Genomic DNA, 12,807 nt, shown 5'->3' with positions numbered 1-12,807 from the left:
GGCGGCGCGGCGGACGGCGGCGGCGCGGGGGCGGGCGGCGGCGCGGCGGTCGGTCGGGCCGCGGCCCGCACCGCGTCCAGGCGCAGCAGGCCGGCCAGGTAGTTCAGCATGGCTGCCGCGATGACGCCCGCCAGCAGGGCGGGCAGCCAGGACAGCGTCGTCGCGTCCGCCCTGGTCGGTGCGAGGAGGGCGACGACCGCGCCGACCACGATCAGGCCGACGACCCCGGACCGCCGCCAGCGGAGTTCGGCGACGCCCAGCAGCGCGGCCAGGACGAGCAGCACGATCGCGACGCCGGTGAGCAGCGCGGCCTTGTCTCCGGTGCCGAACAGCGCGATCGCGGTGTCCTTGGCCCAGCGGGGTGCGGCGTCGATGAGCGCGCCGCCGACCACGGCGAACGGGCTGGACGCGGGCGCCAGTAGCGTCGCCGCGAGCTCGCCGGCCCCGACTCCGAGCAGCGCCGCCGCGGCGCCCGCCACTGCGGCCCTCAGCCTGCGTCCTTGCGCGGATCCGGTCACGTTCTCAGAGTAGGAACCCCGGGGATCCGGCGGCAGGGTGATCACGAAGTCGTAAGAACCTCACAGTTGGAGTCGCATTCGGGGCGCGTGCTGGCGGTTCGGGGCGCCGCATGCCCCGTATTTCGGCTCTGCCGCGCCCCAAACCGGAGGAGAGCGCCCCGAAACGACGTCGCGCCGCGGCGGCGCTTCAGGATCCTGAGCGTCGCCGGGCCAGGGACGTGCCGGTGCGCACCAGCAGCGCGCAGGCGAAGGCCGCGCACATCGACGCGCCCATCACCGGCGCCGAGACCCCGGCGCTCGAGACCAACGGCGGAATGAGGGCGCCGAGCAGCATCGACAAAGTGCCGAGCACGGCCGAGGCGGAGCCGGCACCGCGGGTGATCTCGCCGAGCGCGAGCGCGGTGAACGCCGGATTGTTGACGCCCTGCACCGCGACGGCGAGGAACAGCGGGACGAGCAGCCACGGCAGTGCCGAGTGCAGCAGGGCGGACAGCAGGATCGCGGCGGTCGCGACGGTGCCGATGCTCAGCGACCATGCGCCGATCCGCGCGCCGGTCATGCGCCGGGAGAGCCGCCGGTTGAGCCGCGCGGCGAGCACGATCCCGACTGCGTTCGAGGCGAAGATGAGTGCGTATCCCTGCGCGCTGACCCCGTACTCGCTCTGCAGCACGAACGACGACATCTGCAGGTAGCTGAACAGCGACACCGACGCGATGCCGAGGGTGACCGCGGAGATCATGAACCCGCGGTTGCCGAGGGCGGCGCCGAACCCGCGGAAGTCGTTCGCCATGCCGCCGGTCGTGCGCTCCTCGCGGGGGTGCGTCTCGGGCACGAAAAGCATCGCGGTGACCAGCAGCAGCACGCCGATCACGGCGAGGGCGACGAACACCCCGCGCCAGTCGGTGAACGTCAGCAGCGCACCGCCCATGAGCGGCGCGAGCACCGGGGCGGCCCCGGCGATCGCCGCGAGCGAGGAGAAGCCGGCCACGGCGTCGGCCCCGGTGAAGAGGTCGTGCACGACCGCGCGGGCGATCACGATCCCCGCCGCCCCGCACAACCCCTGCACGAAACGGACCGCGATGAGCGCCTCGATCGAGGGGGCGAGCGCGCACAGCACGGCGGTGAGCGCGAAGCCTGCGACGCCCCACATGAGCGGCCGGCGCCGGCCGTACCGGTCGCTGATCGACCCCCACAGCAGCGTGCCGACCGCCATGCCGATCATGCACGCGCTCATCGTGAACTGCGCGAGCGCGTCGGAGGTGTGCAGATCCGCGGCCAGGGCCGGCATCGACGGCAGGTACCCGTCGATCGAGATCGGCCCGAACGCGGACAGCGCGCCCAGCGCCGGCAGCAGCGAGCGGCGGGTCCCGGCCGGGGGAGCGGTGCGGGTGGTCACTCCGCGTCCGGTCCGGGATCGGATCGGCAGGCCTCGGCCCCGCGCGGCTCGGTCAGGCACGTCTCGGCTCGGCGCTGCTCGACCCGGCCGGGGACGACGCGCCGCGGATCGACCCGATGGCGCTCGGACGGGCGGGACTCGGACGGCTCGGCGTGGCCCGATTCGAGGGCCGGGCTGTCCGCCCCGCCGCGCTCGCCGCCGTCCGCCCCGGTCTCGGACCCGTGCGGCTCGATGCGGATCGGGGTGATCTCCCGGGTGAACGGCTCCTCGACCGGCAGCACCGGCGCCGACCGGGAGCGGTCGAGGGCGGCGGCGGGCTCGTCGAAGAGCGCGGCGGCGGCCTCCAGCGCCTCCATGGCCTCGACGACCGAGATCGGCCGGGTCTCGTCGAGCTGGAGCAGGAACCGGGCGTTCTCCCGGCGGTGCAGGCGACCGGTGCGGAGCAGCCAGCCGGCGCCGACCCCGAACGCCGCGAGGGCGGCGACCCCGCCGACCGTGATCGCCACCCGCGGCCCGAACGTGTTGGCCACCCAGCCGATGATGGGGGCGCCGATCGGCGTCGCGCCCATGTTCACCGCCATGTAGAGCGCGAGCACCCGCCCGCGCAGCCCCGGATCCGTCGTCGTCTGCACGTAGCCGTTCGCGGTGGTGAGCATGGTCACGAGCGAGAACCCGACGAACACGAGCGTCACCGCGTAGAACAGGTAGGTCGGCATGAGGGACGAGATGAGCATCGTGACGCCGAACCCGCCCGCGGCGATGAGCAGCACCCGCACCCGCGCGCGATCCCGGCGGGCCGAGAGCAGGGCGCCGGTGAGGGATCCGATCGCGAGCACCGAGCTGAGCAGGCCGTAGCCGTCCGCCTGGCGGTGGAACTCGAGCGCCATGGTCGAGGCGAAGATCGGGAAGTTCATGCCGAACGCCCCGATCAGGAACACCATGATGAACACCACGGAGAGGTCGGGGCGGCTCCACACGTAGCGGAGCCCCACCGCGAGCCCGCCGGAGTGATGGCTCTTCGGCCGCGGGAACAGCTCCCGAGTGCGCATGAGCACGAGCGCGACGATCATCGCAAGGAACGTCCCCGCATTCACCACGAACACCCAGCCGGATCCGAATCCGACGATCGCGAGACCGCCCGCTGCCGGGCCGATCAGGCGCGCCATGTTGAACGACGCGGAGTTCAGCGCGACCGCGTTCGACGTGTTCTCGGCCGACACCATGTCCGACACGAACGACTGCCGCGCCGGCGCGTCGAAGGCGTTGGTCACGCCGAAGCAGGCGGCGAAGACGAACATGAGCGGCAGCGTCATCACGTGCGTGAGGAGCAGGGTGGCCACGCAGAGCGCGAGGATCATCAGCGTCGACTGCGTGACGAAGAGGATCCGCCGCCGATCGAACCGGTCGGCGACCCAGCCGGTGAGGCCGACGAGCACGAGCGGCGGGCCGAACTGCAGCGCCATCGTCGCGCCCATCGCGGTGGCGTCGTTGTGGGTGAGCTCGGTCAGCACGACCCAGTCCTGCGCGGTGGACTGCATCCAGCCGCCGACGTTCGACACGAGCGCGCCGGCCGACCAGACGCGGTAGTTGAAGGTCCCGAAGGAGCGGAACATCTGGCTCACAGCTCGGCCAGCTTCCGCATCAGCGTGCTCGCCTCGAGCAGAGTCCTGAGCTGGTCGTCGCTGAGACCGAGCTCGGTGATCTCGGTCATCAGCAGCTGCGTGCGCCGCTCGACCGTGTCATCGACGATCTCCACGCCCCGCGCGGTGATCTCGACCTGCACGCGCCGGCGATCCTCGTCGTCCGGGATCCGGATCACGAAGCCCTGCTCCTCGAGGCCGGTCACGACGGCGCTCATCGTGGGCGCGGTGACCCGCTCGCGGTCGGCGAGGGCGGTGACGGAGTGGCGTCCGTGCGCGCGGAGGGCGGCGAGCACGGCCAGCTGCGCGTCGCTCATGCTGTCCAGGGCGCGGACCGATCGCAGCCGCCGGGCGAGGCGGAACGTGGCGAGGCGCAGCTCTGTCGCGGTGGTGTGGAGAGAGCTGTTGTCGTTCATTGCTTAGATAGCCTAACTAAGTATTTCGACGAACGGAAGGGGCTCGGGTCAGAATGGTCGGATGATCTCCCCCGCGCTTGAAGTCGCCGTCCAGGATGCGGCCGGAGTCCGCGTCGCGAAAGAGATCGGCGCCGCCCGCGTCGAGCTCACCCACGGCCTGGCGCTCGGCGGGGTGACGCCGTCGCCCGCGACCCTCGAGCTCGCGGTCGAGGCGTCGGGGGAGGACGGACCCGGCGTGCACGTGCTCGTACGGCCGCGCGCGGGCGGCTTCCACTACGACGCCGAGGAGATCGAGGCGAGCGTGCGCGACGTGCGCTGGATGCTCGCGCACGGCGCGGCCGGCGTGGTCGTCGGGGCGCAGACCGCGTCGGGCGAGCTCGACGTGCCGGCGCTCGTCCGGCTGCGGGATGCGGCCCGATCCGTGCGCGACGACGCCGAGGTCACCCTGCACCGCGCGATCGACGTGACACCGGATCCGCTCGCCGCACTCGAGACCGCGCGTGAGCTCGGCTTCACCCGCGTGCTGACCTCGGGCGGCGCCTCGGTCGTGATGGACGGCCTGGACGTGCTGCGCGCCCTGATCGCGGCGGCCGCGGGGCGGATCCAGGTGATGGCCGGCAGCGGCGTGACCGCCGGGAACGCGGCCGCGCTCGCCGCGACCGGGGTCGACGCGCTGCACTTCTCCGCCAAGCGCATGGTCTCCGCCGGCGGCGAGGTGCGGATGGGATCCGCGGCCGACGGCGGCGGCGGACACGAGGTGACCGACCTCGCCGAGGCGCGCGCCGTGCGCGCCGCCCTCGGCTTCTGACCCGCCCTGGTTCCTCCTCGCCCTCCGGTCCGCGAGACCGAAACTGCGGCGCGAGACCGACGATTTCGGACGCTGTTTCGCACCGCAGCATCGGTTTCGCGGGCAGTGGGCTGTGGCGGCACGCGCGACCGGCACGAGGATCCGTAGACTCGGGGCATGGCTGAGCCCCGCACCGCCGAGTTCACGGACGACCACGGCATCGCGATCGTCTACGACGTCCATCCGGTCGCCGACGGCGTGACCCCCCGGGGCGTCGTGCAGCTGATGCACGGCGTCGGCGAGCACGCCGGGCGCTACGTCGCCCTGATCGCCGCCCTCACCGCCGCCGGCTTCGCGGTCTACGCCGACGACCACCGCGGCCACGGGCGCACCGGCATGAAGCAGCACGGCGATGCGGCGAGGCTCGGGCACCTCGGGCCGGGAGGGCTGCCCGCCGTCGTCGCCGACGTGTGGCAGCTCACCGAACTGATCCGGGCGGAGAACCCCGGCCTTCCGCTCGTGCTGCTCGGCCACTCGTGGGGATCGTTCCTCGCGCAGATGGTGCTCGATCAGCACCCCGATGCGTACGACGCCGTGATCCTGTCCGGATCCGCGCACCGCACCGTCCGCGACCTCAACTCGATGCCGCTCAACGCACGGTGGAAGGGGCCGGAGGCGACCGGCCTGGAATGGCTGTCGCGGGATCCGGCGGTGTGGGAGGAGTTCCGCCGGGACCCGCTCACGACGGAGGAGCCGCTGCTCAAGCTCTTCGGCGTCGTCGACGCGCTGCGGCTCTACGGGCGCCCGGCGAAGGACTACCCGGCCGGCGTGCCGGTGCTGCTCATGGTCGGACGGGACGACCCGGTCGGCGGCCCGCGCAGCGTGCACCGCCTCGCCGACGACTACCGGTCGCGCTCGGGCCTCACCGACGTGACCACCCTCGTCTACCCGGACGCCCGGCACGAGATCTTCAACGAGCTGCAGCAGCAGGAGGTCCGGGCCGACCTGCTCGCCTGGCTCGACCAGCGGATCCCCCGCCGCGACTGAGCCGGCCGTCGAGGGCGGCCGAGACCGCCCGGCATCCGGTGCCCGCGTAGGCTGGAGCGGTGCACGGTGAGTATAAGGTTCCTGGCGGCAAGCTCGTCGTCGTCGACTTCGAGGTGAGCGACGGCGCGATCGCCGAGTTCCGGCTGGCGGGGGACTTCTTCCTCGAGCCCGACGACGCGCTCGACAGCATCAACGCCGCGATCACGGGCCTGCCCGCCGAGACCGATGTGGCGGGGATCGCCGCGGCGGTGCGCGCCGCGCTCCCCGAGGGTGCGCAGCTGCTCGGCCTCACTCCGGAAGCGGTCGGCACCGCGGTGCGCCGCGCCCTCGTGACCGCGCCCGGCTGGCGCGACTTCGACTGGGAGATCCTGCATGAGAAGGCGGTCTCCCCGCGGATGAACCTCGCCCTCGACGAGGTGCTCACCACGCGCGTCGGCGCCGGCCTGCGCCGCCCGACCCTGCGGATCTGGGAGTGGGACGAGTCCGCGGTGGTGATCGGATCCTTCCAGTCGTACCGCAACGAGATCGACCCGGCCGGAGCCGCGCGACACGGCTTCGACGTGGTCCGGCGGATCTCCGGCGGCGGCGCGATGATGATGGCCGCGGGCCAGATCATCACCTACTCGCTGTATGTGCCGGCCTCGCTCGTCCAGGGCATGACCTTCGCCGACTCGTACGCCTTCCTCGACGACTGGGTGCTGCAGGCGCTGCGCTCGCTCGGCATCGACGCGACGTACCAGCCGCTCAACGACATCACCGGCCCCAGCGGCAAGATCGGCGGCGCGGCGCAGAAGCGCCTCGCCAACGGCGGCGTGCTGCACCACGCGACCCTGTCGTACGACATCGACGGCAAGATGATGACCGAGGTGCTGCGGATCGGCCGCGAGAAGCTCAGCGACAAGGGCACCGCCTCGGCGGCGAAGCGGGTGGATCCGCTGCGCAGACAGACGGGCCTCAGCCGCGACGAGATCATCGAGCGCTTCATGGCGACGTTCCGCGGGATCACCGGCGCCGAGGACGGCTCGATCGCGGACGAGGAGTACGCCGCGGCGGAAGAACTCGTGCGGACGAAGTTCGCCACCGAGGCGTGGCTGCACCGGGTCCCGTGAACGGCTCATCGGAACCGGTCGTCGAGCGACACTTCGACTCGCCGGCGCTCGCGCAGTGCGAGTCTCCGCGAGACGAGACGCCCGCCGGTCCCGGATCCGTCGAGATCGTGCACGGGGAGGCGCTCGACGTCGCCCGCACCCTGCCGGACGGATCCTTCACGCTCGTCTACCTGGATCCGCCGTTCAACACCGGCCGCACCCAGGAGCGGCACGCCGTCTCGACCCGCCGCGCGGACCCGCCTGCGTCCCGAACTCAGTCGATTCGGGAGGAGCCCGTCGCGGATTCCCCAGAAATACGGGGGAGCAGTCCAGAGCCCGATCCGGATCGACTGAGTCCGGAACGAGCGCGCGAGGTGAACCACGGCTTCCACGGGCACCGCTACGAGCGGGTGCGCGAGCTGCTGCACGCCTACGACGACCGGTTCGACGACTACGGCGACTTCCTCATGCCGCGGCTCGAGGAGGCCTGGCGGCTGCTCGCCGACGACGGCACGCTCTACCTGCACCTCGACTACCGCGAAGCGCACTACGCCAAGGTCATGCTCGACGCCGTGTTCGGGCGCGAGTGCTTCCTGAACGAGATCATCTGGGCCTACGACTACGGCGCCAAGCCCCGCACCCGCTGGCCCACCAAGCACGACACGATCCTCGTCTACGTGAAGACGCCGGGCCGGCACGTGTTCAACGTCGACGACGTCGAGCGCGAGCCGTACATGGCGCCGAGCCTGGTCAGCGCGGAGAAGCGCGAGCGCGGCAAGCTGCCCACCGACGTGTGGTGGCACACGATCGTGCCGACCACCGGACGGGAGAAGACGGGCTATCCGACGCAGAAGCCCGAGGGGATCCTGCGCCGCATCGTGCAGGCGTCCAGCCGGCCCGGCGACCGGGTGCTCGACCTCTTCGCCGGATCCGGCACGACCGGCGCGGTCGCCTCCGCGCTCGGCCGCGACGCGCTGCTCGTCGACGTCAGCCCGGAGGCGGTGCGGGTGATGCGGGAGCGGATCCCGCACGCAACGGTGACCGTGTCCCACAATCTGTCGCTCTGAGGGTCCGAGAACAGCGGTTTTCGGGACACGGTCGGGCAGAAGTGGGACACGGTGGGGTGTGGATCGATCGGGCGGGCCTTCGGGACCGGTGACCGCCGACTCAGCGGAGCGGCCGCCGGTGCTGGGCGAACGCCTCGGCGAGGGCGTCGCGGACCAGGCCGATGCCCTCCGACGAGCGGGCGGCCGTGCGCACCGCGGTGAAGATCTCGCGCACGGGCGACCCGGGCAGCTCGGTCAGCACGACGGGGGCCAGGGCGTCTCCCCAGATGAGGTCGGGCAGCATCCCCACCGCGAGCCCGGCCTCGATGAGCCGGACGTGCGCGGTCAGATCGGCGGCCTCGAACCGCACGTCGGGCTCGAATCCGGCGGCGCGGCACTGCTGCACGGCCCATTGGCGGGCCGCGGATCCGACCGGCTCCATGACCCAGGGCCGATCGCGCAGGTCCGTGAGCGGGACGGTGCTCTCGCCGGGAGGCAGGATCAGGCGGATCGGATCCTCGCCGATGAGGTCGTGCTCGGTGCCGTCGCGGCGTTCCCGGGTGTGGCCGGGGTACTGCTCGGCGATGACCAGGTCGAACCGGCGGGCGGTGAGCTCGAACAGGCCCTCCTCGGGCGGTGCCTCGGTCATCTCGACGCGCAGCAGCGGGTGCGCCGCGGCGAGGGCCGTGAGCGCGGCGGGCACGATCGTCTCCGCCGCGGTGGGCATCGCGCTGATCCGGACCGGCTCGGCCGGTGCGTGCGCGAGCGCCTGCCTGGCCTGCTCGTCGAGTTCGAGCGCGCGTGCCGCGTGCTCGGCGAGGACGCGGCCCTCGGGCGTCAGCCGGATCCGCCGCCCGTCCGGCTCGAGCAGGGCGACCCCGGCCTCCCGCTCGAGCAGGGCGAGCTGCTGCGACACCGTGGACGGGCTGTACGACAGCGACTGGGCGACCTCGGCGACCGTGCCGCGCAGCGCGAACTCGTGCAGCAGCCGCAGCCGGCGCAGTTCGAACATCGGGGCCTGCCTTCCTCCCTCGTGTCCGCGAGACCGAACCTGCGGCTCGAGACCGACGTAAATTCCTGCGGTCTCGTTACGCAGTTTCGGTTTCGCGGATAGAGGAGGGGTGACGGAGAGGGGATTGTTTGGGAATACCGAACATTATCCGTCATGAATGATCGCTTTTCCTGCAGGGAAAGGGGATCCACACTGAGAAGGATCCCCACGCGCGTGCGCGAAGACCTGACCCCGAGGAATCATGACCGCCACTGAATCCGCCTCCGTCGGCACCACCTCCGCCGCGGACCTCTCCGCCCTCGCCGACGACGCCGTCGCGCTCGTCCGCCGCTGGCTCGTGGAGAGCCGCGAGATCCCGGTCGACACCGCAGCCCAGCGCCTCGCCGGCGTGCTGCGCGACCCGAACGGCCTCGACTTCACCGTCGGCTTCGTCGACGGCGTCGTGCGCCCCGAGGACACCAAGGTCGCCGCGGCCAAGCTCAAGGAGCTCGTGCCGCTGACCCCGAAGTTCCTCCCCGCCCCGCTGCGCGGCGCGATCGCCCTCGGCGGCGCCTTCGCGCCCGCCTTCCCGGGCATCGTCGTGCCGATCAGCCGCCGAGTGCTGCGCGGCATGGTCCGCCACCTCATCGTCGACGCCCGCGACGAGAAGCTCGGCTCCGCGATCAAGCAGATCCGCGAGAAGCAGGACGTGCGCCTGAACGTCAACCTCCTCGGCGAGGCCATCCTCGGCCGCGAGGAGGCGGCCCGGCGCCTGGAGGGCACCCGCCGCCTGCTGCAGCGCGACGACGTCGACTACGTCTCGATCAAGGTGTCCTCGACCGTCGCCCCGCACAGCCCGTGGGCCTTCGACGAGGCCGTCGCGCACGCCGCCGAGGCGCTGCTGCCGCTGTACCGGATCGCCGTCAAGGGCGGCCCGACCGGCCCCAAGTTCATCAACCTGGACATGGAGGAGTACAAGGACCTCGACCTCACGATCGCGGTCTTCACCTCCATCCTCGACCGAGAGGAGTTCCGGAACCTCGAGGCCGGCATCGTGCTGCAGGCCTACCTGCCCGACGCGCTCGGCGCCATGATTCGCCTGCAGGAGTGGGCCGCGGCCCGCGTCGCGAACGGTGGGGCGCCGATCAAGGTCCGCGTCGTGAAGGGCGCGAACCTGCCGATGGAGACCGTCGACGCCGAGTCGCACGGCTGGCCGCTCGCGACCTGGTCGTCGAAGCAGGGGTCCGACTCCTCGTACAAGGCCGTGCTCGAGTACGCCCTGCGCCCGGAGCACGTGAAGAACCTGCGGATCGGCGTCGCCGGCCACAACCTCTTCGACATCGCGCTCGCCTGGCTGCTCGCGGAGAAGCGCGGAGTCACGGAGGGCATCGAGTTCGAGATGCTGCTCGGCATGGCGTCGGCGCAGGCCACGGTCGTCAAGCGCACCGTCGGCTCGCTCCTGCTCTACACGCCGGTCGTGCACCCGGACGAGTTCGACGTCGCGATCGCGTACCTGATCCGCCGTCTCGAGGAGGGCGCGTCGCAGGAGAACTTCATGTCGGCGGTCTTCGACCTCGACGCGAACGCCGCCCTGTTCGAGCGCGAGAAGGAGCGCTTCCTCGCCTCGATCCGCAGCGTCCCGGCCGAGGTCCCCGGCGCGAACCGCGTGCAGGACCGTACCGCGCCTGCCGCGGCCGGCCTCACCGAGGGCTTCCTGAACACCCCTGACACCGACCCGTCGCTCGCGGCGAACCGGGCCTGGGGCGACGCGATCCGCTCGCGCATGAAGGACTCCGCTCTCGGGAACGACACCGTCGCCGCGAACACGCTCACGACGGCCGCGCAGGTCGACGACGCCATCGCCACCGCCGTCGCGGCGGGCGAGGCCTGGCGCGCGCTCGGCGCCGAGGGGCGGGCTGCGATCCTGCACCGCGCCGGTGACGTGCTCGAGGCGCGCCGCGCCGAACTGCTCGAGGTCATGGGATCCGAGGCCGGCAAGGTCATCGAGCAGGGCGACCCGGAGGTCTCCGAGGCGATCGACTTCGCGCACTACTACGCCGAGAGCGCCCGCGCCCTCGCCGACGTGGACGGCGCCGTCATGCAGCCGGTCGGGCTCACCGTGGTGACCCCGCCGTGGAACTTCCCCGTCGCGATCCCCGCCGGATCCACCCTGTCGGCGCTCGCCACGGGATCCCCGGTCATCATCAAGCCCGCCCGTCAGGCCCGCCGCTCCGGCGCGGTCATGGTCGAGGCGCTGTGGGAGGCCGGCGTGCCGCGCGAGGTGCTGCAGTACGTGCAGCTCGACGGCCGCGACCTCGGCACGCAGCTCGTGAGCGACCCCGCCGTCGGCCGTGTCATCCTCACCGGCGGCTACGAGACCGCGGAGCTGTTCCGCGGCTTCCGCAAGGACCTGCCGCTGCTCGCCGAGACGAGCGGCAAGAACGCCATCATCGTCACCCCGTCCGCCGACCTCGACCTCGCCGCGAAGGACGTCGCCTACGCCGCGTTCGGTCACGCCGGGCAGAAGTGCTCCGCCGCGTCGCTCGTCGTGCTCGTCGGCTCGGCCGCGACCTCGGAGCGGTTCCGCCGCCAGCTCGTCGACGCCGTGCGCGCCTACGACGTGGGCACCCCGGAGGACGGATCCACCCGGATCGGCCCGCTGATCGGCCCGGCCGAGGGCAAGCTCCTCGGTGCGCTCACCACCCTGCACGCCGGTGAGAGCTGGCTGCTGCAGCCCGAGAAGCTCGACGACGCCGGCCAGCTGTGGCGCCCGGGCATCCGCGACGGCGTGAAGCGCGGATCCGAGTTCCACAAGGTGGAGTACTTCGGCCCGGTGCTCGGCGTCATGACCGCCGACTCGCTCGACGAGGCGATCGACGTCGTCAACGACATCGACTACGGCCTCACCTCGGGTCTGCACTCGCTCGACGAGGACGAGATCCAGACGTGGCTCGCCGCGATCCAGGCCGGCAACGTCTACGTGAACCGCGGCACCACCGGCGCCATCGTGCAGCGCCAGCCGTTCGGCGGCTGGAAGAAGGCCGCGGTCGGCGCGGGCTCGAAGGCCGGCGGCCCGAACTACCTCGTTGGCCTCGCCGAGTGGACCGACGCCCCCGTCGCCTCCGCGACCGAGCTCGACGCCCTCGGCACCGCCGCGGTCGGCGCGCTGGCCGCGAGCGGCGACGCCGACGCGGACATCGCCTGGCTGCGCGCCGCCCTCGCCACCGACATCGACGCCTGGGCGTCGGAGTTCGGCGTGGTCCGCGATGCGACCGGTCTCACCACCGAGCAGAACGCGCTGCGCTACCAGGCCGTCCCGGTCACGGTGCGCTTCGAGGGCTCGCGCGTCGCGGAGCTGATCCGCGTCGTCGCCGCCGGCCGCCGCGCCCGCGCTCGCGTCACCGTGAGCAGCGCGACCGCCCTGCCGCAGGCGCTGGCCAGCTGGCTCGGCACGCAGGACGTGACGGTCGCCGTCGAGGACGCCGCCGCCTGGGCCGCGCACGCCGCGCGCCTCGCCGCCCGCGACGGCCGCGTGCGCCTCATCGGCGCCCCGGCCGCGGCGACCGCGGAGGCCGTGGACGGATCCCCGAGCCTCGCGATCTACGCGAACCCGGTGGTCTCGGCCGGCCGGGTGGAGATCCTGACCTTCCTGCGCGAGCAGGCCGTCTCGGTCACCGCGCATCGCTTCGGCACACCGCACCGCTACGACATCCCGGTGCTCGACCCGATCGCCTGATCACGATCGCCTGATCCCGATCGCACGAAGAACCCGCCGTCCCTTCCGGGGCGGCGGGTTCTTCGTCCATCCAGCCGTCGGAAAAACGGAGAGCGTGCCGTTCGAGGACGGCGTGTCCGGCGTGACGCGGGTGCGGCGCGCC

General features: G+C 72.4%; 8 protein-coding genes and 2 pseudogenes. 5 read left to right on the top strand and 5 right to left on the bottom strand.

Going from position 1 to position 12,807, the window contains the following annotated elements; genetic code table 11:
- The 4 genes and pseudogenes from RBR11_RS16610 to RBR11_RS16595 form a co-directional block, all read right to left on the bottom strand.
- Positions 1-518, bottom strand: a pseudogene (locus RBR11_RS16610) (molybdopterin-dependent oxidoreductase); the annotation flags it as partial.
- A 187-nt stretch (positions 519-705) separates the two neighbouring features.
- A complete protein-coding gene (locus RBR11_RS16605) occupies positions 706-1,914 on the bottom strand; it encodes a multidrug effflux MFS transporter (RefSeq protein ID WP_308490491.1) in 1,209 nt (402 codons plus the stop codon).
- Between the two features lie 332 nt (positions 1,915-2,246).
- A pseudogene (locus RBR11_RS16600) lies at positions 2,247-3,527 on the bottom strand (MFS transporter); the annotation flags it as partial.
- A gap of 5 nt (positions 3,528-3,532) precedes the next feature.
- A complete protein-coding gene (locus tag RBR11_RS16595; RefSeq protein ID WP_308490490.1) occupies positions 3,533-3,970 on the bottom strand; it encodes a MarR family winged helix-turn-helix transcriptional regulator in 438 nt (145 codons plus the stop codon).
- Between the two features lie 61 nt (positions 3,971-4,031).
- On the opposite strand from RBR11_RS16595, the gene RBR11_RS16590 reads away from it, so the two are divergent.
- From RBR11_RS16590 to RBR11_RS16575, 4 genes are all read left to right on the top strand, one after another.
- On the top strand, positions 4,032-4,778 hold the full coding sequence (locus RBR11_RS16590; RefSeq protein WP_308490489.1) for a copper homeostasis protein CutC: 747 nt from the start codon (positions 4,032-4,034) through the stop codon (positions 4,776-4,778).
- Between the two features lie 156 nt (positions 4,779-4,934).
- Complete coding sequence (locus RBR11_RS16585) at positions 4,935-5,804, top strand: alpha/beta fold hydrolase (RefSeq protein ID WP_308490488.1); 870 nt, start codon at positions 4,935-4,937, stop codon at positions 5,802-5,804.
- A gap of 59 nt (positions 5,805-5,863) precedes the next feature.
- The gene (locus RBR11_RS16580; protein WP_308490487.1) at positions 5,864-6,913 is read left to right on the top strand and encodes a lipoate-protein ligase LplAB; all 1,050 of its coding nucleotides are present in this window, start codon (positions 5,864-5,866) and stop codon (positions 6,911-6,913) included.
- 104 nt (positions 6,914-7,017) lie between these two features.
- Entirely contained in the window at positions 7,018-7,959 is a 942-nt protein-coding gene (locus RBR11_RS16575) for a DNA-methyltransferase (RefSeq protein ID WP_308490495.1), read from the top strand.
- Positions 7,960-8,059: 100 nt separating this feature from the next.
- Here RBR11_RS16575 and RBR11_RS16570 read toward each other — a convergent pair whose 3' ends face one another.
- Positions 8,060-8,950, bottom strand: a complete 891-nt coding sequence (locus tag RBR11_RS16570) for a LysR family transcriptional regulator (RefSeq protein WP_308490486.1) — start codon at positions 8,948-8,950, stop codon at positions 8,060-8,062.
- 241 nt (positions 8,951-9,191) lie between these two features.
- Between RBR11_RS16570 and RBR11_RS16565 the strand changes: the two genes are divergently transcribed.
- Entirely contained in the window at positions 9,192-12,665 is a 3,474-nt protein-coding gene (locus RBR11_RS16565) for a bifunctional proline dehydrogenase/L-glutamate gamma-semialdehyde dehydrogenase (RefSeq protein WP_308490485.1), read from the top strand.
- The last annotated feature ends 142 nt before the right edge of the window (positions 12,666-12,807 follow it).

The organism is Microbacterium capsulatum, from assembly GCF_030865425.1.
Classification (GTDB): Bacteria; Actinomycetota; Actinomycetes; order Actinomycetales; family Microbacteriaceae; genus Microbacterium; species Microbacterium capsulatum.
Note: the sequence above shows the minus strand (reverse complement) of the source record. Positions and strands in the feature narration are given on the sequence as shown.

Coding starts and splice junctions, on each gene's coding strand:
- RBR11_RS16595 (WP_308490490.1), bottom strand. CDS start 3,970: ATGAACGACAACAGCTCTCTCCACACCACCGCGACAGAGCTGCGCCTC.
- RBR11_RS16565 (WP_308490485.1), top strand. CDS start 9,192: ATGACCGCCACTGAATCCGCCTCCGTCGGCACCACCTCCGCCGCGGAC.
- RBR11_RS16585 (WP_308490488.1), top strand. CDS start 4,935: ATGGCTGAGCCCCGCACCGCCGAGTTCACGGACGACCACGGCATCGCG.
- RBR11_RS16590 (WP_308490489.1), top strand. CDS start 4,032: ATGATCTCCCCCGCGCTTGAAGTCGCCGTCCAGGATGCGGCCGGAGTC.
- RBR11_RS16570 (WP_308490486.1), bottom strand. CDS start 8,950: ATGTTCGAACTGCGCCGGCTGCGGCTGCTGCACGAGTTCGCGCTGCGC.